General features: G+C 70.3%; 24 protein-coding genes. 11 read left to right on the forward strand and 13 right to left on the reverse strand.

Annotated features, from left to right (window positions below; translation table 11 throughout):
- Window positions 1–9: 9 nt before the first annotated feature.
- Complete coding sequence (locus tag ACZ6Z4_RS17070) at window positions 10–366, reverse strand: NADH-quinone oxidoreductase subunit A (RefSeq protein ID WP_465564362.1); 357 nt, start codon at window positions 364–366, stop codon at window positions 10–12.
- Between the two features lie 10 nt (window positions 367–376).
- A complete protein-coding gene (locus ACZ6Z4_RS17075; protein WP_465564367.1) occupies window positions 377–1231 on the reverse strand; it encodes a hypothetical protein in 855 nt (284 codons plus the stop codon).
- 269 nt (window positions 1232–1500) lie between these two features.
- Between ACZ6Z4_RS17075 and ACZ6Z4_RS17080 the strand changes: the two genes are divergently transcribed.
- Both ACZ6Z4_RS17080 and ACZ6Z4_RS17085 read left to right on the forward strand, forming a co-directional pair.
- Complete coding sequence (locus tag ACZ6Z4_RS17080) at window positions 1501–3453, forward strand: 2-oxoacid:acceptor oxidoreductase subunit alpha (protein WP_363672548.1); 1953 nt, start codon at window positions 1501–1503, stop codon at window positions 3451–3453.
- The gene (locus ACZ6Z4_RS17085; RefSeq protein WP_465564372.1) at window positions 3450–4520 is read left to right on the forward strand and encodes a 2-oxoacid:ferredoxin oxidoreductase subunit beta; all 1071 of its coding nucleotides are present in this window, start codon (window positions 3450–3452) and stop codon (window positions 4518–4520) included. Before ACZ6Z4_RS17080 ends, ACZ6Z4_RS17085 begins: the two co-directional genes overlap by 4 nt.
- A gap of 55 nt (window positions 4521–4575) precedes the next feature.
- On the opposite strand, the gene ACZ6Z4_RS17090 is transcribed toward ACZ6Z4_RS17085, so the two are convergent.
- From ACZ6Z4_RS17090 to ACZ6Z4_RS17120, 7 genes are all read right to left on the reverse strand, one after another.
- Window positions 4576–5106 (reverse strand): phenolic acid decarboxylase, encoded by a 531-nt coding sequence (locus ACZ6Z4_RS17090; protein WP_465564376.1) that lies wholly within the window; start codon window positions 5104–5106, stop codon window positions 4576–4578.
- A gap of 81 nt (window positions 5107–5187) precedes the next feature.
- The gene (locus tag ACZ6Z4_RS17095; protein WP_465564381.1) at window positions 5188–5394 is read right to left on the reverse strand and encodes a helix-hairpin-helix domain-containing protein; all 207 of its coding nucleotides are present in this window, start codon (window positions 5392–5394) and stop codon (window positions 5188–5190) included.
- A gap of 22 nt (window positions 5395–5416) precedes the next feature.
- The gene (locus tag ACZ6Z4_RS17100; protein ID WP_465564384.1) at window positions 5417–5797 is read right to left on the reverse strand and encodes a PIN domain-containing protein; all 381 of its coding nucleotides are present in this window, start codon (window positions 5795–5797) and stop codon (window positions 5417–5419) included.
- The gene (locus ACZ6Z4_RS17105; protein WP_465564387.1) at window positions 5794–6048 is read right to left on the reverse strand and encodes a type II toxin-antitoxin system Phd/YefM family antitoxin; all 255 of its coding nucleotides are present in this window, start codon (window positions 6046–6048) and stop codon (window positions 5794–5796) included. The genes ACZ6Z4_RS17100 and ACZ6Z4_RS17105 overlap by 4 nt, the downstream gene beginning before the upstream one ends.
- A 26-nt stretch (window positions 6049–6074) precedes the next feature.
- Window positions 6075–7322, reverse strand: coding sequence for a DUF445 domain-containing protein (locus ACZ6Z4_RS17110; RefSeq protein WP_465564391.1), 1248 nt, complete (start codon window positions 7320–7322; stop codon window positions 6075–6077).
- 250 nt (window positions 7323–7572) lie between these two features.
- Window positions 7573–8784 (reverse strand): MFS transporter, encoded by a 1212-nt coding sequence (locus tag ACZ6Z4_RS17115; RefSeq protein WP_465564394.1) that lies wholly within the window; start codon window positions 8782–8784, stop codon window positions 7573–7575.
- Window positions 8781–9746, reverse strand: a complete 966-nt coding sequence (locus tag ACZ6Z4_RS17120) for a hypothetical protein (protein ID WP_465564397.1) — start codon at window positions 9744–9746, stop codon at window positions 8781–8783. The genes ACZ6Z4_RS17115 and ACZ6Z4_RS17120 overlap by 4 nt, the downstream gene beginning before the upstream one ends.
- Window positions 9747–9824: 78 nt before the next feature.
- Here ACZ6Z4_RS17120 and ACZ6Z4_RS17125 point away from each other — a divergent pair, with 78 nt between their 5' ends.
- Window positions 9825–10991: an alpha-hydroxy-acid oxidizing protein gene (locus tag ACZ6Z4_RS17125; RefSeq protein ID WP_465564400.1), complete on the forward strand. Its 1167-nt coding sequence runs from the start codon at window positions 9825–9827 to the stop codon at window positions 10989–10991.
- Complete coding sequence (locus tag ACZ6Z4_RS17130; RefSeq protein WP_465564403.1) at window positions 10988–11644, forward strand: HAD family hydrolase; 657 nt, start codon at window positions 10988–10990, stop codon at window positions 11642–11644. The genes ACZ6Z4_RS17125 and ACZ6Z4_RS17130 overlap by 4 nt, the downstream gene beginning before the upstream one ends.
- On the opposite strand, the gene ACZ6Z4_RS17135 is transcribed toward ACZ6Z4_RS17130, so the two are convergent.
- Window positions 11641–12408 (reverse strand): D-Ala-D-Ala carboxypeptidase family metallohydrolase, encoded by a 768-nt coding sequence (locus ACZ6Z4_RS17135; protein WP_465564406.1) that lies wholly within the window; start codon window positions 12406–12408, stop codon window positions 11641–11643. The two genes, ACZ6Z4_RS17130 and ACZ6Z4_RS17135, sit on opposite strands and share 4 nt — an antisense overlap.
- Window positions 12409–12607: 199 nt before the next feature.
- On the opposite strand from ACZ6Z4_RS17135, the gene ACZ6Z4_RS17140 reads away from it, so the two are divergent.
- From ACZ6Z4_RS17140 to ACZ6Z4_RS17155, 4 genes are read left to right on the forward strand one after another with little or no spacing between them, the layout of a single operon-like run.
- Window positions 12608–13132 (forward strand): SigE family RNA polymerase sigma factor, encoded by a 525-nt coding sequence (locus ACZ6Z4_RS17140; RefSeq protein WP_465564411.1) that lies wholly within the window; start codon window positions 12608–12610, stop codon window positions 13130–13132.
- Complete coding sequence (locus tag ACZ6Z4_RS17145) at window positions 13129–14544, forward strand: hypothetical protein (protein WP_465564414.1); 1416 nt, start codon at window positions 13129–13131, stop codon at window positions 14542–14544. Before ACZ6Z4_RS17140 ends, ACZ6Z4_RS17145 begins: the two co-directional genes overlap by 4 nt.
- A gap of 42 nt (window positions 14545–14586) precedes the next feature.
- The gene (locus ACZ6Z4_RS17150) at window positions 14587–15087 is read left to right on the forward strand and encodes a SigE family RNA polymerase sigma factor (protein ID WP_465564416.1); all 501 of its coding nucleotides are present in this window, start codon (window positions 14587–14589) and stop codon (window positions 15085–15087) included.
- The gene (locus ACZ6Z4_RS17155; protein WP_465564419.1) at window positions 15084–16133 is read left to right on the forward strand and encodes a hypothetical protein; all 1050 of its coding nucleotides are present in this window, start codon (window positions 15084–15086) and stop codon (window positions 16131–16133) included. Before ACZ6Z4_RS17150 ends, ACZ6Z4_RS17155 begins: the two co-directional genes overlap by 4 nt.
- Here ACZ6Z4_RS17155 and ACZ6Z4_RS17160 read toward each other — a convergent pair whose 3' ends face one another.
- A complete protein-coding gene (locus ACZ6Z4_RS17160; protein WP_465564423.1) occupies window positions 16134–16880 on the reverse strand; it encodes a sugar phosphate isomerase/epimerase family protein in 747 nt (248 codons plus the stop codon).
- A 123-nt stretch (window positions 16881–17003) separates the two neighbouring features.
- Between ACZ6Z4_RS17160 and rarD the strand changes: the two genes are divergently transcribed.
- Entirely contained in the window at window positions 17004–17915 is a 912-nt protein-coding gene (gene rarD, locus ACZ6Z4_RS17165) for an EamA family transporter RarD (RefSeq protein WP_465564427.1), read from the forward strand.
- On the opposite strand, the gene ACZ6Z4_RS17170 is transcribed toward rarD, so the two are convergent.
- Window positions 17912–18661, reverse strand: coding sequence for a DUF899 family protein (locus tag ACZ6Z4_RS17170; RefSeq protein WP_465564431.1), 750 nt, complete (start codon window positions 18659–18661; stop codon window positions 17912–17914). The genes rarD and ACZ6Z4_RS17170 overlap by 4 nt on opposite strands.
- A 45-nt stretch (window positions 18662–18706) precedes the next feature.
- Here ACZ6Z4_RS17170 and ACZ6Z4_RS17175 point away from each other — a divergent pair, with 45 nt between their 5' ends.
- On the forward strand, window positions 18707–19189 hold the full coding sequence (locus ACZ6Z4_RS17175; protein ID WP_465564436.1) for an RrF2 family transcriptional regulator: 483 nt from the start codon (window positions 18707–18709) through the stop codon (window positions 19187–19189).
- Window positions 19190–19255: 66 nt separating this feature from the next.
- Window positions 19256–19855 (forward strand): AAA family ATPase, encoded by a 600-nt coding sequence (locus ACZ6Z4_RS17180; RefSeq protein WP_465564439.1) that lies wholly within the window; start codon window positions 19256–19258, stop codon window positions 19853–19855.
- A 13-nt stretch (window positions 19856–19868) separates the two neighbouring features.
- On the opposite strand, the gene ACZ6Z4_RS17185 is transcribed toward ACZ6Z4_RS17180, so the two are convergent.
- Window positions 19869–20861, reverse strand: coding sequence for a polyprenyl synthetase family protein (locus ACZ6Z4_RS17185; protein WP_465566756.1), 993 nt, complete (start codon window positions 20859–20861; stop codon window positions 19869–19871).
- Window positions 20862–20886 lie beyond the last annotated feature (25 nt).

Here is a 20886-nt window from a genome sequence, read left to right on the forward strand (position 1 = left end):
TGCCCGACCCTAGGTCCAGGCGAGGACCTTTTTGCGGTACGCGTACAGCAGGCCGATCGTCACGAAGGCCAGGAAGACGAACATCTCGATCAGGGACGAGACGCCGACGGTGGCGAAGACCGTCGCCCACGGGAACAGGTACACCGCGTCGACGGCGAAGATCACGTACAGGTAGGCGAACAGGTAGTACCGGATGTGGATCTGGGCCCAACCCTCGCCGACCGGGTCGACGCCGGACTCGTACGTCGTGAGCTTCTCGGGTGTCGAGTACGTGATGGTCAGGGCGCGGTTGAGGGCGAAGGCGCCGACCAGGCCGCCGAGGCCCAGCAGGACGATCGCGACGACTACACCGTAGGCCTCCGACACGGGCCCAACTCTAGTTGGTGCAGAGCAGCATGGAGTCCAGCGCGACCTGCGGACCGTAGCCGGACTTCAGATCGGTGACCTGGACGCGCAGCCGGTTGACGCCGGGGATCTGGCGGTTGAACCAGGTCTCGGTCTCCTGGGTCTGGTCGATCGAGCCGATCAGGGCCGCGCCGTTCAGCAGCGAGACGCGCACCGTCCCATCGGTGATGTTGCCGAGCCAGTTCTTCACCCAGGAGCAGCCGGCCGAGTTCACGTCGCCCCAGACCACGCCGCCCTTGTCGGCGAGCAGTTCGGCTTCGGCGCGCCGCGGCGACTCCGCGGGAGCGACCACGTTGAAGGCCGGGTGCCCCTTGCCGCCCGAAGCGAGCAGCGGCTTGGCGAAGATCCCGCGCCACTTGTAGTGCGAGTACCCGTACGGCGCGGAGGCGGCCGCCGCGTACGGCGCCTGCGGGCCGATCGCGAGCCGGTAGGTGCGGATCGAGCCGGGCTGGTTCGACGAGACCGTCACGTTCGCGCCGGACGGCGTCGCGTGGCCGATCTCCTGCCAGCCCTTCACCGCGTCCCAGCGCTGCAGCGCCACCCGCGAGCCGGCGGCGGGCGCGGGCGTCAGTGTCCCGGCGACGGTCAGCGTGCCGGCGGTGTAGTCCGAGGTCCGCACGCTGGTGATCTTGACCGTACGGACCGGCGCGGCCTGAGCGGTCTGTACGGCGCGCGCGGTGTCCTCGGCGACCATCGCGCTCTGCGCCGGCGCGATCGCTCCCGAGCACCCGGCGAGCACGAGCGCGCCGGCCAGCGCCGTACCCGAGGAAGCGAGGCGGCGGCGCGACGGCGTCGTACCGCTGAACAGAAAGGCACGAACGCCCATGGTGAAGCTCCCTCGAGACCGGGCGACGCCCGGGTGATCGCAACAGTCGACAGACACATTGCCTGCTGCGGCAACAGATGGCAAGCGAGCGACTGCACTACGTCACCCCGCGGCCCCCGCTACCACCCGTCCCAGGCTGTGGACCGGCGGGGCCGACCACTGGTTCAGGGCAAAAGCCGAACTAACATTGGGATATCGCCCTGACCGGGGGGATCGGCGGTTCGTCCGACGACGCCGGGCCCGAGCTCGACTTGGAGATGACACGACTGATGGCCATCGAGGTCAAGCAGCTGGACCGCGTGGTGATCCGCTTCGCCGGTGACTCCGGTGACGGGATGCAGCTCACGGGGGACCGGTTCACCGCGGAAACGGCATCGTTCGGCAACGACCTGTCGACGCTGCCCAACTTCCCCGCCGAGATCCGGGCACCTGCCGGAACCCTGCCGGGAGTCTCCTCCTTCCAGCTGCACTTCGCCGACCACGACATCCTCACCCCGGGTGACGCGCCGGACGTGCTGATCGCGATGAACCCGGCGGCGCTGAAGGCCAACCTGCGCGACGTGCCGCGCGGCGCCACGCTGATCATCGACACCGCCGACTTCACCGGCCGCAACCTGAAGCGGATCGGGTACGACGAGAACCCGCTGGAGACCGGCGAGCTCGAGGCGTACCACGTGGTCGCGCTGAACCTGACCGGCATGACGGTGGAGTCGGTCAAGGAGTTCGGGCTGTCCCGCAAGGACGCCTCCCGGGCCAAGAACATGTACGCGCTCGGCCTGGTCTCCTGGCTGTTCCAGCGCCCGGTCGAGTCGACGATCGAGTTCCTGCAGTCCAAGTTCGCCGGCAAGCCGGACATCCGCGACGCCAACATCGCGGCCTTCCGGGCGGGCTACAACTTCGGTGAGACCGCCGAGGAGTTCTCGGTCCGGTACGAGGTGAAGCCGGCCAAGATGGCCACCGGTACCTACCGCAACATCTCCGGCAACCTCGCGCTGGCGTACGGCCTGGTGGCGGGCGCGCAGCGGGCGGGGCTGCCGCTGGTGCTCGGCGCGTACCCGATCACCCCGGCGTCCGACGTACTGCACGAGCTGTCGAAGCTGAAGCGGTTCGACGTGACCACGATCCAGGCCGAGGACGAGATCGCGGGTGTCGGTGCGGCGCTCGGTGCGTCGTTCGCCGGCGCGCTCGGCGTGACCACGTCGTCCGGTCCGGGGATCAGCCTGAAGTCGGAGACGATCGGCCTCGGCGTGATGCTCGAGCTGCCGCTGGTGGTCTGCGACATCCAGCGCGCCGGGCCGTCGACCGGGATGCCGACCAAGACCGAGCAGGCCGACCTGCTGCAGGTGATGTTCGGCCGCAACGGCGAGGCGCCGCTGCCGGTGCTCGCGGCCCAGTCCCCCGCTGACTGTTTCGCGATCGCCGTCGAGGCGACCCGGATCGCGGTCACCTACCGGACGCCGGTGATCGTGCTCTCGGACGGGTACCTGGCCAACGGCTCCGAGCCGTGGCAGATCCCGGTGGTCGAGGACCTGGTCACCATCGACCCGAACTTCACCACCGAGCCGAACGCGACCGCCGACGACGGGACGCCGAAGTACCTCCCCTACCTGCGCGACCCGGAGACCCTGGCCCGCGCCTGGGCGATTCCCGGTACAGCGGGACTGGACCACCGGATCGGTGGCCTGGAGAAGGAGGACAAGACCGGCAACATCTCCTACGACCCGGCCAACCACGACCTGATGATCCGGACCCGGCAGGCCAAGATCGACGGGATCGCCCGGTCCATCGACCCGCTCGTGGTCGACGACCCGGACGGCGACGCGAAGGTGCTGGTGCTCGGCTGGGGTTCGACGTACGGGCCGATCGGGGCCGGCGTCCGGCGGGTGCGCAAGGTCGGCGGCAAGGTCGCCCAGGCGCACCTGCGGCACCTGAACCCGTTCCCGGACAACCTCGGCGACGTGCTGAAGTCGTACGACAAGGTGCTGGTCCCGGAGATGAACCTCGGTCAGCTGGCGATGCTGCTGCGCGCCAAGTACCTGGTCGACGTCGTCTCGTACGCACAGGTCCGGGGCATGCCGCTGGGCGCTGCCGAGCTGGCCGAGGTCATCGGGAACCTGGTCGAAGAGACCGAGGGCATCGACGACGACGCGCGGCACCTCGGGGTCGACGCGGCGAACCTGAAGCACGGCGAGCAACTGGAACAGTCGGAGGGAGCACGATGAGCACCGTCGACCTGGGGCTGCCGGGCGGTCTGCACGGCGTACCGGTGGCGACCGAGCCGCAGAACCGCAAGGAGTACGTGTCGGACCAGGAGGTGCGCTGGTGCCCGGGCTGCGGGGACTACGCCGTCCTGGCCGCGTTCCAGGGGTTCCTGCCCGAGCTCGGGATCAAGCGCGAGAACGTCGCGATGGTCTCCGGGATCGGCTGCTCGTCGCGGTTCCCGTACTACCTGTCGACGTACGGGATGCACTCGATCCACGGGCGGGCGCCGGCGATCGCGACCGGGCTCGCGGTGGCCCGGCCGGACCTGAGCGTCTGGGTGGTGACCGGTGACGGCGACGCGCTGTCGATCGGCGGCAACCACCTGATCCACACCCTGCGGCGGAACGTGAACCTGAAGATCCTGCTGTTCAACAACCGGATCTACGGGCTGACCAAGGGCCAGTACTCACCGACGTCGGAGCCCGGCAAGGTGACCAAGTCGACGCCGATGGGCTCGGTGGACAACCCGTTCAACCCGGTCTCGCTGGCGCTCGGCGCGGAGGCGACGTTCGTGGCCCGGACCGTCGACTCCGACCGCAAGCACCTGACCTCGGTGCTGAAGGCGGCCGCGGAGCACCGCGGGACGGCGTTCGTGGAGATCTACCAGAACTGCCCGATCTTCAACGACAACGCCTTCGACGCGTTCAAGAACCCCGAGACCCGCGACGACGCGATCATCCCGCTCAAGCACGGGGAACCGATCCGTTTCGGCGTCGACGGCCACCTCGGCGTGGTCCGCGACGGCTTCGCGTCGCTCGCGGTCCGCGAGGTCGCCGAGCTGCCCGGCGGCGAGGCCGACCTGGTCGTGCACGACGCGCACACCGACGACCCGGCGTACGCGTTCGCGCTGTCCCGGCTCACCGACGCCGGCGTCCTGCACCAGGCACCGATCGGTGTCTTCCGCCAGGTCAACCGCCCGGCGTACGACGACCTGGTCCGCCAGCAGGTCAGCACCGCCCAGGAAACCAGCGGTACCGGCGACCTGCAGTCCCTGATCACCGGCTCCGACACCTGGACCGTCGACTAGCCGCCCGGCGAGTCCGGCCGCACCCCGGAGTCCGGCCGGACTCACCGTCGCCGCTTCAGTTCGTGCGGTCCACCCAGCCGTCCGGGAGCTCACCCGGCGCCACCGCGATGACCGTCTCGTCATCGGCCCCGACCTCTTCGGCGAAGGTGATCCGCGCGAAGTTGGCCACGACGCTGATCGGGTACGTCGGGCCCGCGTCGCGGTAGGCGTGCATCTTGTCGAGCTGCTCGTTCTGGAACCCCACCGTCAGGCTGCCGTTGTTCGCGACCCAGGCCGGGAAGAAGATGGTCCCGTGCACCGTCCGCTCGGCCGGAATGATGGTGACCACGACGGACGTTCCGGTCGGCTCGGTCCACGACAGCTTGAACACGCCCTTGCTCAAGGTCACCAGCTGAACCGGCTGCCCCTTGACCCAGCGGCCACCGACCGGACCGACGTGGATCCGGTAGTCGATGGTGTGGTCGTTCTTGACGTACAGCTCGTACTTCCAGCCGTTGGCGTAGGTGTAGATGAACCGGTGCCCGACGACCGTGGACAGGTCCTGCGGCGGCTCCACGTTCTGCGCGGCAACCGATGTTTCTGACATGGAACAGCCCCTCTTGTCGACTGCCGCCCATGCTAGGAAGACCACGCCCCGGACACCCGCCGATGGCGAAACCACGCCGACCTACTCCCCGAAGCGCAGCCCCCGAGCAGCCAGCTCCTCCGCGAGGATCCTGATCGCCTTGGGCCCGACCCCATGAATCGCCAGCAGCTCCTGCGGCGTCACCGAGGTGAGCTGCTCGTACGTCGTGTAGCCGTTGAGGCCGAGCTCCCGGTTGGCCACCTTGCCGATCCGCCGGGTGAACTCGGTGGCGGGAATCTCGTCGGTCAACTCGGTCTCCTCGATCGGCCGGTCAGACGGCGATGACCTGAAGGTGCTCGTCGAGACCGACGAAGTCCTTCGGGTTGCGGGTGTACAGCACGGCGTCGTGCGTGGCCGCGGTGGCAGCGATCACCAGGTCAGAAGACCGGCTCCGGGGCTGACGACCGGCGGCGACAACCGCCGCGGCGAAGGCGCCGTACGTGCGAGCGATGGCGTCGGTGACCGGCAGCGGCTCGAAGGCCCGCTCGATCGCCGCGACCCGCCGCAGCCGCTCGGCGCGCACCTGCGGGCTCTTGGCGACCAGCACACCGAAGTGCAACTCCGCCAGGCTGATCGTGCTGATCGCCAACTCGGCGTCGACCAGCTCGTCCAGACCGCCGATCAGCACGCTGGTGTCGAGGACCGCTCTCACCGCTCCTCCGCGGCCCACGGGTCGTGCAGCTCGTGGTCGACCAGATCCCGATCGGTCGCCCAGTCGTCGTCGGGCCGGGCCCGCAGGACGTCCGCGACCTCGTCGTACCGGCGCCAGTGGTCGCGCTCGGCCGGGCCGAGCACCGCCGCGGGGCGGCCGGACACGGTGATCACCAGGTGCTCGCCGGCTTCGGCCCGGCGCACCAGGTCACTCGCGTTCTGGCGCAGCTCGCGCAGTCCCAGGGCATCCATGGTTCGAAGGTAGCACATGTGCTACTTCAGAGCCACTGGCTGACGGTGTGGATGATCAAGCCGACCAGCGCGCCGACCACCGTGCCGTTGATGCGGATGAACTGGAGGTCGCGGCCGACGTGGAGCTCGATGCGGGCCGAGGCTTCGCGGCCGTCCCAGCGTTCGATGGTGTCGGAGATGACCGAGACGATCTCGTTGCCGTAGGTGCGGACGACGTACGAGACGGCTTCGGTGGCGCGGGCGTCGACCTTCGCGCGGAGCGGGTCGTCGGTCTGGAGGCGGGTGCCGAAGTCCTTGACGGCCTGGACTGCGCGGGTCTGCAGCGGGCTGGCGGGGTCGGTGATGGCGTCGATCAGGGCGGTGCGGACGGCGTCCCAGACGGCGGTCAGGCTGGGGGCGAGATCGGGGTGGTCGAGCATCCGGCGCTTGAACGCCTCGAAGCGTTCCATCATCTCGGGGTCGCGCTGCAGGTCCGCGGCGAACTTGCCGAGCAGGCGGTCGACGGCCTGCCGCGCCGGGTGCTGCTGATCATCCCGTACGCCGGCCAGCCAGGTCAGCGCCTCCCGGTGGATGCGGTCGACGACCAGCGAGTCGACCCACCGCGGCGACCAGCGCGGCGCGCGCGGGCCGACGACCTCGGCGAGCACGTCGCGGTTGTCGCGCAGCCAGTCGTACGCCTCGTCGAAGACCAGGTCGAGCAGCGCGTGGTGCGCGCCGTCCTGGACGACCGACTCGAGGAAGTGCCCGGCGATCGGGCTCAGCGGCTCCTCCGCGAACCGCGGCAGCAACGAGCCGCGGACGAACGCCGTGACGTCGGAGTCGCCGAGCTTCGGCAGCACCGCGCCGACCGTCCGCGCGCCCTCGGCGACGATCCGCTCGGCGTGGTTCGCGCCGGCCAGCCACTCGCCGGCCCGGCGGCTCACCTCGGCCGACGCCATCTTGCCGGCCACCACGTCCTCGGACAGGAAGTTCTCGGTGACGAACTGCTCCAGGCTCTCGGCCAGGCTGTCCTTGCGGGTCGGCACGATCGCGGTGTGCGGGATCGGCAGCCCGAGCGGGTGCCGGAACAGCGCGGTGACCGCGAACCAGTCGGCCAACGCGCCGACCATCGCCGCCTCGGAGGCCGCGTTCACGTACCCCCAGGCGCCGTCGCGGTGCAGCGTGACGATGTAGATGATCGCGGCGAGCACCAGCAGAGACAGTGCGACCAGCCGCATCTGCCGCAGCCCGCGCCGCCGGACCAGGTCGGGGCCGCTCAGGGTCATCGTCGCCATGCCCCCATCCAACCAAGTCGGTGGTGAGCATCCGGTCAGGAAACCACCGGGTTTTTCCCTGAGGCCCCCGGTACGCCGACTGCCGGTGGCTGAGGCGGCGGCACTGCGGCCGGACCCAGTTGGCGGTGGCTGAGGCCGCGGCGGCCGGAAGTGCGTACGGAGGGGCGCTTCTGCACGGTGGGCGCTGCCTACAGGGCGGCAGGCGCCGACGCAGGTGCCGCTTACTGAGCGGCTGGCGCTGTGGCGCCGCTTACTGAGCGGCAGGCGCTGTGGTGCGACTTGTGCGGCGGTCCATCAGGCCCGAGGCCAGCGCCAGCAGCAGCCCCAGGATCGCCAGGCCGGCGCCCAGTCGGCTCGGCCACTCGTAGCCGTACCCCGCGGCCAGCACCAGCGAGCCCAGCCACGCGCCCAGCGCGTTGGCGATGTTCAGCGTCGAGTGGTTGAGCGACGCGGCCAGCGACTGCCCCTCGTGCGCGACATCCATCAGCCGGGTCTGGAGCGCCGGGATCAGCAGGCTCGACGAGAAGCCGAGCAGGAACACCGCGAGCAGCGCCGTCGGGCGCGTGTGCGCGAGCCAGCCGAAGGTGGTCAGCATGATCGTGATCGCCACCAGGCCGCCGTACAGGCTGGGCATCAGTGCGCGGTCGGCGAGCCGGCCGCCGACCAGCGTGCCGCCGGTCATCCCGAGACCGAACACCGCGAGCACGATCGTCACCGCGCCCTCGCTGAAGCCGGCCAGCTCGGTCATCGTCGGCGTGATGAACGTGTACGTCGCGAACATGCCGCCGAAGCCGACCATCCCGACCAGCAGCGCCATCCACACCTGCGGCCGGGCCAGCGCGCTCAGCTCGCTGCGCACGTTGACCTCGCTGCCGACCGGCTGCGGACCGACCCAGAACCAGACCGCGCCGAGCGTCAGCAACCCCAGGACCGCGACCAGCACGAACGGCAGCTGCCATCCGAACTGCTGCCCGAGCAGCGTCGAGGCCGGTACGCCGACGATGTTGGCGATCGGCAGCCCGACCATGATCATCGAGACCGCCCAGGCCCGCCGGTTGACCGGCACCAGCGAGGCGCTGACCACCGCGCCGATCCCGAAGAACGCGCCGTGCGGCAGCCCGGACAGGAACCGCGCCGCCATCAGCATTTCGTAGCTGTTGGCAACGGCCGAGAGCACGTTGCCCAGGACGAACACACCCATCAGCCCGAGCAGCAGCCGCTTCCGCCCGGTCCGGGCGCCCAGCGCGGCGATCACGGGCGCACCGACGACGACGCCCACGGCGTACGCCGAGATGACGTGCCCGGCGGTCGGGATCGAGATGCCGACCCCGTCGGCGATCTGCGGCAGCAGTCCCATCGTGACGAACTCGGTGGTCCCGATCGCGAACCCGCCGGTGGCCAGCGCGAACAACGCCAGCCCGACGTGCCGGTAGCGCGTGTCAGGAGTCACCGAAGTTGTCACACCTGAATTGTCGCATCGACCGCCCGGCCCGACCGAATCCAGCAGACCACCAGCAACGCGACCGCGAGGGCGCTGAAGACCACGTTCCCGGCCAGGTCAACCGACCGCGACGCCGCGGACACCGGGTGCTCCGGGAACGAGTGCCACGCGTACGTGAGCAACGTCCCACCGGCCAGCGCCACCGCGTGCCGGCCGGTCCACCCGTCCCGCCGCGACCAGGCCCGGACGACGGACAGCGCGACGACGAAGAGCACGAGCATCGCCGCCACCTGCACCCACGCCCCGAGGTCGACGTCGTCCACCACCATGAACGCCGACGACACCACCAGCCCGAACACCCCGACGACCCACTCCGCGGGCACCCCTCCGGCCTCGCGGACCACCGGCCGCCGCCCCACCCGCACGGCCGCCGCAACCAACGCAGCGATCACCACGAGCACTCCCGCGAACTGCCCCGGCGAGGCCACGAACGAGTCGCTCTGCAGCTGGAACGCCGTCGTCGCCAGCACCCCGAAGCCGAAGACGACGCAGAACACCACGATCCCCTTCCGCCCGAACCACGGCCGCTTCGACGAGAGCGACTCGACCAGCACGATCGGCACCGTGATGCTCCAGACCGTGTGCAGCGCCAGCACGAACAGCGTCCACGGCGCCCCCATCCCCAGCCACGAGATGTGCCCGGGATCGAGCAGCCGGAGGTCGGCGTAGTTCGGGTTGAACAGCGACTGCGTCGTCACCCCTTCCTCCAGTACGCCGTACGCGAGCGCGAGCAGCAGCACGCTCGGGTACCCCCAGCCCCGGTGCCGGACCAGCTCGCGGATCAGCACCGCGCCCGCGCCGTACAGGGGTGCGAGCGCGAACAGCGCGAAGAGCTGGGAGACCGGCAGGTTCCCCAGCAGGAACTCGGCCACCAGCGGAGACAGGAAGAACAGCCCGAGGGCCGGCAGGATTCGCTTGGTCACCCAGCCAGCATCACGCGCGCCGAGCCGCCGCAGAGGTGCCGGACGGCCGGATCAGGCGCTGACGGATGTCATGCATTCGTGAAAACATCCGGCATGGCCAACTTCGGTGATCATCAGCTGGCGATCTACCTGCAGGGCATGCTCCAGGACACCCGGCCGGAGATCACCACCGATCTGTCCCGGCTGGAGGCGCAGGCGGCGGCGAACCTGTCCGCGGAGGCGATGGGCTACATCGTCCCGAGCGCGGGCAGCGGGTCGACGGCGCGGGCGAACCTGGCGGCGTTCGAGAAGTGGCGGCTGGTGCCGCGGATGCTGCGCGGTTCGACCGAGCGCGACCTGTCCTGCACGATCCTCGGGACGAAGATGCCGGCGCCGGTGCTGGTCGCACCGATCGGTGTCCAGACGCTCGCGCACCCCGAGGGTGAGCTGGCGACCGCGCGGGCCGCCGACGCGCTCGGCCTGACCTACACACACTCGACCCAGGCCAGCCACTCGTTCGAGCAGATCCAGGCCGGCAGCAAGTGGTACCAGCTGTACTGGCCGACCGACCGCGACGTCTGCCTCAGCTTCCTGCAGCGCGCGAAGGACGGCGGGTACGGCGTACTGGTGGTGACGCTGGACACCGGCACGATCGGCTGGCGCCCGGCGGACCTCGACCGCGGCTTCCTGCCGTTCCTCAAGGGCGAGGGCCTGGCCAACTACTTCACCGACCCGGCGTTCCTGGCCAAGCTGCCGAAGACGATCAGCGAGGACCCGGGCGCCGCGGTGATGCACTGGGCGCAGATGTTCCCGAACGTCGGCCTGGGCTGGGACGAGTTGTCGTTCCTGCGCGACAACTGGGACGGCCCGATCGTGCTGAAGGGCATCACGGCGGTCGACGACGCGAAGCTCGCCGCCGAGCACGGTGTCGACGGGATCGTCGTCTCGAACCACGGCGGTCGTCAGGTCGACGGCGCGGTCGCCTCGCTGGATGCGCTGCCGGCGATCGCCGACGCGGTCGGCGAGCAGCTCACGGTGCTGTTCGACTCCGGCGTACGGACCGGTGCGGACGCGGCCAAGGCGCTCGCGCTCGGCGCGAAGGCCGTGCTGCTCGGGCGCCCGCTCTTGTACGGGCTGGCGATGGCGGGTCAGGCGGGGATCGAGCATGTACTGCGCTGCTTCCTCGCCGAGCTGGACCTGACGCTGGCGCTGTCCGGGTACGCGAACCACCGCGAGCTGAACCGCGACTCGGTGACCCCGGCGTGAAGGCGGTCATCTTCGACCTCGACGACACGCTGTTCGACCACACCACCTCCGCCAGTACGGCGGTCCGCCGGTGGGTCGACGAGCTCGGCCACGACTGGTCCGACGAGCTGCTGACCCGGTGGTTCGCGATCGAACAGGTCAGCCACGACCAGTTCGTCACCGGCGTGCTGAGCCATCAGGAGCACCGGCGGGTCCGGCTGCACTCGTTCCTCCCGGCGCTCGGGCGGCCGGTGCCCGGCGACGACGCCACGCTCGACGCGTTCTACGAGGGCTATCTGAAGCACTACCGGGCGAGCTGGGCGGCCTTCCCGGACGCCCAGCTCGCGCTGGAAGTTGCTCGGGGCAACGGTTGGCGGATCGGGGTGCTCACCAACGGCAGCACCGTCCAGCAGAACGCCAAGCTCGCCACCATCGGGCTCGCGCCGTACCTGGACGTGGTCGCGACGACCGAGTCGCTGGGCTTCGGCAAGCCGGTCCCCGAGGCGTACCTGACGACGTGTCACCTGCTGGACGTCGACCCCGCCGACACGTTGATGATCGGCGACAACTACGAGCTGGACGTGCTCGGCGCTCGAGCCGCGGGGCTGAACGCCGAGCACCTGGATCGCCCGGCCGGGATGACGCTGGATCAGCTGGTCAAGCCGCTGCGTTAGATCCCGCAGCTCGGCGCCGACCAGGAGTTGCTGGTCCGGATGTCGACGTGGGTGTGGTCGTTGTGGCCCGGGTAGCCGGGGCCGAAGATCCCGCCGAAGCCGTGGTTGCGGGCCTGCTGGGCGAGCTTGCAGAACGAGTGGACGCCGACCAGGTCGGCCGAGCGGCCGTACAGGTGCTGGCTGTTGCTCGCGCCGCCGACCGAGTTGTTGCAGGGGATGCTGCGGAAGCCGCTGGTGATGTTCAGCGGCTGGTCGCCGAGCGCGTGCCGCATCGCCTCCAGCTGCCACATCGTCTGCAGTGCGTTCGCCTTGGTCGCGGCCGCCGACAGCGGGCCGCCGTCCCAGCCGGAGCCGCCGCAGCCGTCGTCCAGCTCGGCGTACGTGAAGTGGATCGGGGTGCAGTCGTCGTCCTGGAGCGCGTAGAGCTTGCTGAACGTGCCCGGGCCGGCGATGCCGTCGGCGGCCAGGCCGTACGCCTGCTGGAAGCGGGTCACCGCGGCCTTGGTACCGGGACCGAAGGCGCCGTCGATCGCGAGGTGCGCGCCGTACCCGGGGTAGCCGGCGACGCGGATCTGCAACTGACGGACGTCCTCACCGCTGGCGCCCTGGGCGAGGGTGCGGTTCCAGGTGTAGCAGCCGTCGGCGTGCGCCTTGGTGGCGGTGACGACCTGCGTGGTCACCGCCGTACCGGCGACGGCGGCGAACAGGGCCAGGATCGCGAGGATCCTCGGCAGGGGTTTGCTGAAGAAGGTACGAACGGACATCGGAGAACCTCCGGGGACGCGATCGGGGCGAAAACGCGCTGTCCTGAGCCAGTTTTGCGGCACCATCTGCCGCTTGGCCAGAGCTCGACGGAAACTTTTTGACGAACGGGCAACCAAATCCCCGCACCGGCTGGTCAGCCATGATGTGACCATCGAGGACAGCACGCTCACGCTGCGTGCCGAAGGAACGGGGCGATCGGTGACTGCTGCGGACAGCTTCGACGCGTTCGTGCAGGCACGGTCCGGCAGGCTGCTGCGGACCGCGTACCTGCTGACCCAGGACCACGCACTGGCCGAGGACCTGCTGCAGACCGCACTGGCCAAGGCGTGGTTCGCCTGGTCGCGGATCGACGGCGGCGATCCCGAGCCGTACGTGCGCAAGATCCTGGTCAACACCTACTCCACCTGGTGGCGCCGCCGCTGGAACGGCGAGCACCCCACCGAGGAACTGCCCGAGTCGGCCGCACCTTCCGCCGGCAGCGTCGAGCGGACCGACCTCTGGCGCGCGCTGCAGCAGCTGCCGCGCCGCCAGCGCGCGGTCGTCGTACTGCGGTACTACGAGGACCTGAGCGAAGCCGAGACCGCCCGCATCCTCGGCTGCTCCACCGGCACCGTGAAGAGCCAGACCAGCAAGGCCTTCGCCAAACTCCGCCTCGACCCGAACCTCGTCGACCAAGTCCCCACCCCGACCGCCGAACTCGCCGACAAGGAGACCTCGCGATGAACCTCACCGACCTCCGCGAAGAACTCTCCCACCGCGCCGAGACCGTCGACACCCCTGATCTGCTGGCGGGCGTCCACCGCCGCATCCGTACGACGAAGCGCCGCCGGGTCGCCGGCTCGCTGACCGCGGTGGCAGCGATCGTTGCCCTGGGCATCGCGGTGACCCCGACGCTGACGAACACCGCCCCGGACCCGGCGGACAACCCGCCCGACCTGGTCAAGAACGCGATCACGATCAAGGGCACGGTCGGCCCGGACAAGTTGGACCAGGCCTGGATCGGCAACCCCGGCGAGACCCGCGGCAGCTTCAGCTGGACCCCGACGACGAAGGACGTCGTGATCCACGCCCAGTGCGTCGCGCGCACCGGCGAGACCCGGTACGTCGTCCAGTTCGGCGGCCACGACGCCGCGTCCGGGATCTGCAGCGTCGACCGAATCGCGCCGGAGGACTCGGGGCTGATCCGGCCGGACGCGGCGGTCTGGCTCGACGTCCCGCTGGACCAGGCCACCACGATCAACGTCCGGCTCGTCGACAACGACAACCGGGTGATCGAGGACGAGGATGCCCAGCTCGGGATCGGCATCTACCGGGCCGGTCCTCGCACGGCGGTGCCCGGCGGCGCCGAGACGCCTCCGGCGGCCGGCCCGGGTGACCGTGAGGAGAACGGTCTGCTCTTCCGCGCTCAGGTCGGCGGCGACCGGCTCGTCTCCGGCGCCGGCGGCAAGCCCGGCGTCAGCAAGCTCACCGGCAGCTACGTCTCCACCGGGCGCCCGATCCAGATCAGTTCGTTCTGCACGGCCAACGACACCAGGTCCGGCTTCCCGTACTCGCTCAAGGTGTCGGTCAGCGGCGTCGAGCACATGTCCGGGTGCGTCGCCCTGTCCACTGACGTCGGCAGCACGGGCGGCGGCGGCCTGGCCGGCGTCGGCAAGCCCGGCGAGCGGATGAGTGTGACCGCCACGCTGGTCGACAAGTACGGCCGCGAGGTCACCGTCCCGGGCGCCAGGATCGGGTTCGCGGTCTACGAGAAGGGCCCGCAGCGGACGGTCGATGGCATCAGCCTCGACGAGCAGCGCGAGTTCGCCGGCGCGAAGTACCAGCTCACCGAGCTGAAGACCGTCGACGCCACCACCACCCGCAAGGTCGAGCTGAAGACGCCGGAAGGTGTCCCGTTCCTGGTCTCCTACGGCAGCTCCGACCTCGGCGCCAAGGGCGTCGTGAACGGCACCCTCGACGGACTCTCCGGCCAATCGATGCTGAGCACGGACGACGGAACCAGCGAGATCACCAGCTGGGGAATCGGCACCGACGGCAACTGGGCCGGCCCGAGCCGCACCGCCGTCCTGAAGATCACCGACGGCAAGGTCACCAAGGGCAAGTTGATCCTCGCCCTTTACACCCCCGCCAAGTGATGCAACCTCCCGCGACCCCCAGCCACTCGTGACAGTGTGCGGATGACCAAACCAGACCGGGTGGAGTTCGAGGACTTCGTCTCCGCCCGGTACGGCGGGCTGTTGCGGACCGCCTATCTGTTGACGCAGGACCGGGCGCTGGCCGAGGACCTCGTGCAGACCACGCTGGCGAGGTGCTGGCTGATCTGGCAGCGGATCGACGATCCGTCGGGGTATGTGCACCGGACGATGGTGAACACCTACACCGCCTGGTGGCGTCGGCGCTGGAACGGTGAGTACCCGACCGAGGAGCTCCCTCAGCACGGCGCGGACGGTGGGCAGGGCGGTGTGGAGATCAGCGCCGATCTGTCGAGCGCACTCCGTCGGCTGCCCCGGCGGATGCGGGCGGTGGTCGTGCTGCGGTTCTACGAGGATCTGTCCGAGGCCGAAACGGCCCGGATCCTCGGGTGCAGCGTCGGCACCGTGAAGAGCCAGACCAGTCGGGCGCTCGCGAAGCTCCGTATCGATCCTGCTGTCCTCGACCACGCCCTGGAGCAGTCATGAACCTCGACGAACTCCGCGATCGGCTGCACGACCAGGCCGGTGAGATCGATCTCGCCGAGCCTGCGCCGATCTCCGTGCTGCGCCGGCGGACCAAGCAGCTGCGGCGGCGCCGGGCGGTCGGTGCCGGGGTGACCGCGGTGTGCGGTGCGCTCGTCGTACTGGTGGCCCTGAACAACGGCATGGTGCTGAACCGGGCCGAGCCGGCGAACAGTCCGAGCCCCGCCCTCGCGACTCCGGCCACTCCCCCGGACGGGTTGCCGGAGCGGGCGATCGAGGACGCGCCGGGTGACTACGTGCGGGACGGCATTCGGTACCGGGCGAAGGTCGCCGACTCCGATCTGCTGGACGCGCAGATTCGCACCGGGCCGGTCTCGTTCCAGTGGGAGCCTGCGCAGGACCTGGTCGACTTCCGCGCTTTCTGCGTGCTGCCCGGCCAGCCGGTCGCCGCTGAGCGGGCCAAGGTCGTCGTCCGGGTCGGCAGCCGGGCCGTGACGTCGCGGCGCTGTACGAGCGTCGCCGAGCCGGAGGCCGGTGAGCAGGCGAGCATCGGTGTCCCGGGGCTCGGGATCCGGATCGCGAAGCCGGTCCAGGTCACCGCGACGGTTGTTGACGGCAACAACCGTGCGGTGGCCGGTGCCGTCACCGGCGTCGGTGTCTACACCCGCGGTCCCGGCCGGGAGCTCAGTCCGGGGTACTGGTTTCCCGAGCGCGTCCAGCACCACGGGTACCTCTACTCGCTGGACGTGGGAACGACGACCACGCCGGTCCGCACCGACTACGGACCGCAGGACGGTCAGCAGGACTCGCCGGGCTTCACGCCGTACCTGCTGGCGTTCGGCACCGTCGGTGTCCCGACCAAGCACACGTTCGAGCTGGCCGGGACGCCCGGCGGGCAGCGGGTCAGCGTGGACCCGGCCGACGGGCCGGCGGCGTCGATCTTCTTCGACGCGGTCCCGGCGCAGGCGGCCGGGCAGATCCTGCTGCGGCAGCTCGGCACGGCTCCGGCGACCGGTGACCTGATCCTCGCGCGCTACCTGCCGGAGTAGTCAGACCCAGCTGTGCAGGCTCTTCGCGTCGGCCGCGAGCTGGGTGACCGAGTCGTCGGCGACGAACTCGAGGAGGGCGTTGATCTCGCGCTCCTCGGCGGCCAGCCGCTTCAGGACCGGGCGCCACAGTGACTCGCGGGCGGCGAGCGGGAGGCGGTTGTTGGAGGGCCACCAGGAGAAGACGTGGACGGTGCTGAGCCACGGCATCAGCGCTTCCAGCTGGTCCAGGCAGGTGGCGTCGTCCAGGTCGACCGGGGGCTGCCAGTACGTCGTGAGGTTGGGTGCGTCGACGTCCAGCAGCAGGGTGATCGTGGAGTCGACCTCGTCGGTGAGCGTGCCGCGGTGGAACTCCATCGCGATCTCGATCCCGGCGCCGGCCGCGACGTCGGCCAGCTCGGCCAGGCCGCGGGTGACGGCCATCCGGTCGCCGACCCCGGCGTCCGCCGTACCGACGGTGCCGGCCCAGACCCGGATCCGGGGCGCGCCGAGCTCGGCCGCGGTCGTCACCGCCATCCGGATCTCCTCGCGGTCGACGCTCCCGGCCCGCAGGTACGACCCGTACGCCGCGACCGCCAGTCCGCGCTCCGCGCAGAGCTCCCGCGCCTTCCGCGCCGCGCCGAGATCGCCGAGCGGGACGTGCACGTCGCCACCCCACTCGATCGCCGCCAGCCCCGCCTCCGCGGCGACGTCCACGACCTCCTCGACGCCCAGCTTCCGAAACGTCACCGAGACCAGTCCGGTCCTCACGCCCACATCCGCCTCCTGTGCTCGCCTCCATCCAACCGCATCGCACCAGTACCCGACCGGCGGCGATCTCACGTCATGAGCAAAGCTTTTGTACGATCCTGACTCAGGGCTTAGGCTCCTGACGTGTCAGAGCAACGCAGAGGGTTCCTCCAGGGCTTCGCCGCCTACGTGCTGTGGGGGCTCTTCCCGCTCTACTGGCGGCTGCTCGAGCACTCCGGCGCGATCGAGCTGCTGGCCCACCGGATCGTCTGGTCGCTGATCTCGATCGCCCTGCTGGTCGTCGTACTGCGGCACTTCGGGCGGGTCCGCGCGCTGTTCGCCGAACCGCGCCGGCGCTGGCCGCTGATCGCGGGCGCGATGCTGATCTCGGTGAACTGGGGCGTCTACATCTGGGGCGTCGAGCAGAACCGCGTGGTCGAGACCTCGCTCGGGTACTTCATCACGCCGCTGTTCACCGTCCTGCTCGGCGTCTTCGTGCTCGGCGAACGGCTGCGCGCGCTGCAGTGGACCGCCTTGGCGATCGCGTTCGTCGCCGTCGTCGGGCTGACCATCGAGGCCGGGCGGCCGCCGTGGATCGCGATCGCGCTGACCTTCTCGTTCGGGTTCTACGGGCTGGCCAAGAAGAAGGCCGGCGCGGGCGCGCTGGAGGGGATGGCGGTCGAGTCCGCGACGATGGCGCCGGTGGCGGTGGTCGCGATCGTGGTGATGGCGCTGCACGGGCAGTCGACGGTCACCGACCACGGCGCCGGATACCTCGTCCTGGTGCTGCTGAGCGGCCCGATCACCGCCGTACCGCTGCTGCTGTTCGGCTCGGCGGCGACGCGGGTGTCGATGACGACGCTCGGGCTGCTCAACTACATCGCGCCGATCATGCAGTTCGTGGTCGGGGTGACGCTGTTCCACGAGCACATGTCGTCGATGCGCTGGGCCGGTTTCGGGCTGGTCTGGATCGCGCTGGTGATCTTCACCTGGGACGGCCTCGTACGGCGACGCCGGCGGACCGTCGTACCGGACGTCGCCGCCGCGGCAGCCTAGAGCTGGTCGGACCGGCCGGCCTGGAGCCGTGACCACTGCGCAGCCGGGCGCCCGTCGACCTGGTGGTAGTCCGGGTGCTCGTCGGTCCCCCACGGCTGCGGCCAGCCGTCGGGCGAGTCCTCCTGCTGCTCCTGGCGCCCGTACACGGTGAGGTCCATCAGCGAGTAGCTGTTGTCCATCACCTCGATCCCACGGTTGGTGGTCCACCAGGTCTCGAAGACGCGGTCGCCGTCGCGGACGTAGCAGACCAGGTGCATCATCCCGACGGTCCGGCCGACGAGCAGCTCGGCCTTCGACGGGTCGGCGGAGTACCAGGGCATCGTCCAGCCCATGAAGTCGCGGTAGCGGCGGCTCTCGGCGTACGGGCCCTGAGCGAAGACCGCGAAGGTGATGTCGCGCGAGTGCAGGTAGGACAGCTCGGCGACGTTGCTCGTGCACCACGTGCAGCCCTCGCACTGCTCGGCCGCGGGGTGGCCGGGGTGCCACATGAAGTAGTACGCGATCAGCTGACTGCGGCCCTCGAACGCGTCGAGCAGCGTCGTCGGCCCGCCGGGGCCGGTCAGCTCCAGCCCTGCGTCGACCTCGACCATCGGCAGCCGCCGCCTGGCCGCGGCGATCGCGTCACCCTCCCGCGCGTGCGCCTTCTCCCGCACCCGCAGCTCGTCGACCTGCGCCTGGAAGGTGGCCCGGTCGACCACCCGCGGATATCTCGTCTGTGCGTTCATGTCTGCGACGTCGGAGCCCATGAGCCGATCTTGACACGCCTATTCTGGATATTTAGGCTCTAGGTAATGAAGATGAACGAGGGCGTCGAGTGGGCCCTGCACAGCTGCGTGAACCTGTGCTGGATCCCCGGCCGGCCGGTCACGGCCAAGAAGCTCGCCGCGTTCTACGAGCTGCCCACGGCGTACCTGAACAAGCAGCTGCAGGCGCTCACCCGGGCCGGCATCATGTCCTCGACCTCCGGCCCGAAGGGCGGCTTCCAGCTCGCCCGGCGGCCCGAGGAGATCACCCTGCTCGACGTCGTGGTCGCCATCGACGGCCCCGACGAGGCGTTCCGCTGCACCGAGATCGCCAAGGACGCCCCCAACGGCGACCCGGCCGTCGACTACCGCAGGACGTGCCTGGTCGGCAGCTCGATGCGCCGCGCCGAGCTGGTCTACCGCCGCGAACTGGCCGCCCGAACGGTCGCCGACATCGTCGCCGACGTCGAGCAGAACTTCCCCGAGACGGCCACCTCGACCCGGGACTGGTTCGTCGCCCAGACCTCCTGAGTCCGCACTCTCAGTTGATTCCAAGGAAGTTCTCAGTGCTGTGCGTCACCATCGGGGAAAGCGGCGATGGGAGACGCGATGGTGGGTGCGGCGCTGGCAGCTGGGGTGCTGCGGTACCCGGTGGAGTGCGTGGTGGTGCTGGCGGGGATTCCGGGGGCGGGCAAGAGCACGTTGCTGCGGCGGGTGTTCGCCGGGCGGAGCGGTGTCGAGGTGCTGGACTCGGCGACGACGCGGGACGGGTGGCGGCCGATGCTGGGGAGCATCCCGTACTGGGTGTGGCGGCCGCTGGTTCACCTGACGTACTACGTACGCGTGGTGCTCGCGATCCGGCGCGGCGGTCCGCTGGTGATCCACGACTGCGCGACCAGGCCGTCGGCGCGCTGGCTGATCGGCTGGGCAGCCCGTACGGCGAACCTGCCGGTGCACCTGATCATGCTCGACGTCCCGGAGGAGCTCGCCCGGCAAGGCCAGGCGGAGCGCCAGCGCGTGGTGCGCGAGACCAGCATGGCCGGGCACAGCAGGCGCTGGCCGGAGCTGGTCAGGCTTGCCGGCGAGGACCCGGCGCTGGTCGTGCCGGGGGCGGTGTCGGCCGTCGTACTGAGCAGGGCGCAGGCCGACCAGGTGCGGGAGATCGTCTTCCACCAGGCCGTGGCCGCGGCGGCCTGACCACCCGCTCGGCTCAGACCGAGCGGGTGACGACCAGGTCGCAGAGGGACTCGAGGGCCTCGCGGGCGATGCCCTCGGGGAGACCGGCGAGGAGCTTGCGGGCCTCGTCCGCACGACGGCGTACGTCGTCCTCGGCCTGGTGCAGCGCGCGGTGCGACCGCAGCGCGGTGAGCGCCTCGGTCAGCCGGGCGTCGTCGGTGAGGTCCGCGTCGAGCAGCTCGAGCAGCTTGGCGTCCTCGGGGTCCGCCGGGTCGGCCTGGGCCCGGAAGATCAGCACCGGGAGCGTCGGAACACCCTCGCGCAGATCGGTGCCCGGGGTCTTGCCGGACTGCATCGACTCCGAGGTGATGTCGAGGATGTCGTCGGCGAGCTGGAAGGCCGCGCCGATCTCCTCGCCGAAGGCCCGCAGCGTCTCCTGGATCTCCTCCGACGCACCGGCGAACCGGGCCCCGAACAGCGCCGAGGTGGCGATCAGCGAACCGGTCTTGTCGGCGACCACCGACAGGTAGTGCGCCAGCGGGTCCTGGCCCTCGCCGACCCCGAGCGTCTCCCGGATCTGCCCCTCGACCAGCCGGCCGAAGGTGCGCGCCTGGATCCGGACCGCTTCCGGCCCGAGCGAGGCGACCAGGTCCGAGGCCCGGGCGAACAGCCAGTCCCCGGCCAGGATCGCGACCGAGTTGTCCCAGGCCGCGTTCGCGGTGGACGCGCCGCGCCGCAGCGCCGCCTCGTCCATCACGTCGTCGTGGTGCAGCGTCGCGACGTGGGTCAGCTCGACCACGACGGCCGAGTCGACCACCTCGGCGGCGTCGGGCCGGGGCCCGAACTCCGCCGCCAGCAGCACCAGCAGCGGCCGGAAGCGCTTGCCTCCGGCAACCATGACGTGCTGGGCGGCCTGGGTGACGAACGGCGCCTCGGACTGGGTGGAGTCACGCAGCGCCTGCTCGACCCGTTCCAGCCCGGCACGAACCCTGGACTCGAGCGCCTCGTCGGCGAACGCGAATCCCAGGCTCTCGGCCGGCAGCGGGGTCGGA

This window comes from Kribbella sp. NPDC104740, from assembly GCF_055583505.1.

Coding starts and splice junctions, on each gene's coding strand:
- ACZ6Z4_RS17075 (WP_465564367.1), bottom strand. CDS start 1,231: ATGGGCGTTCGTGCCTTTCTGTTCAGCGGTACGACGCCGTCGCGCCGC.
- ACZ6Z4_RS17080 (WP_363672548.1), top strand. CDS start 1,501: ATGGCCATCGAGGTCAAGCAGCTGGACCGCGTGGTGATCCGCTTCGCC.
- ACZ6Z4_RS17085 (WP_465564372.1), top strand. CDS start 3,450: ATGAGCACCGTCGACCTGGGGCTGCCGGGCGGTCTGCACGGCGTACCG.
- ACZ6Z4_RS17090 (WP_465564376.1), bottom strand. CDS start 5,106: ATGTCAGAAACATCGGTTGCCGCGCAGAACGTGGAGCCGCCGCAGGAC.
- ACZ6Z4_RS17105 (WP_465564387.1), bottom strand. CDS start 6,048: ATGGATGCCCTGGGACTGCGCGAGCTGCGCCAGAACGCGAGTGACCTG.
- ACZ6Z4_RS17110 (WP_465564391.1), bottom strand. CDS start 7,322: ATGGCGACGATGACCCTGAGCGGCCCCGACCTGGTCCGGCGGCGCGGG.
- ACZ6Z4_RS17135 (WP_465564406.1), bottom strand. CDS start 12,408: ATGTCCGTTCGTACCTTCTTCAGCAAACCCCTGCCGAGGATCCTCGCG.
- ACZ6Z4_RS17145 (WP_465564414.1), top strand. CDS start 13,129: ATGAACCTCACCGACCTCCGCGAAGAACTCTCCCACCGCGCCGAGACC.
- ACZ6Z4_RS17150 (WP_465564416.1), top strand. CDS start 14,587: ATGACCAAACCAGACCGGGTGGAGTTCGAGGACTTCGTCTCCGCCCGG.
- ACZ6Z4_RS17155 (WP_465564419.1), top strand. CDS start 15,084: ATGAACCTCGACGAACTCCGCGATCGGCTGCACGACCAGGCCGGTGAG.
- ACZ6Z4_RS17170 (WP_465564431.1), bottom strand. CDS start 18,661: ATGGGCTCCGACGTCGCAGACATGAACGCACAGACGAGATATCCGCGG.
- ACZ6Z4_RS17175 (WP_465564436.1), top strand. CDS start 18,707: ATGAAGATGAACGAGGGCGTCGAGTGGGCCCTGCACAGCTGCGTGAAC.
- ACZ6Z4_RS17180 (WP_465564439.1), top strand. CDS start 19,256: ATGGGAGACGCGATGGTGGGTGCGGCGCTGGCAGCTGGGGTGCTGCGG.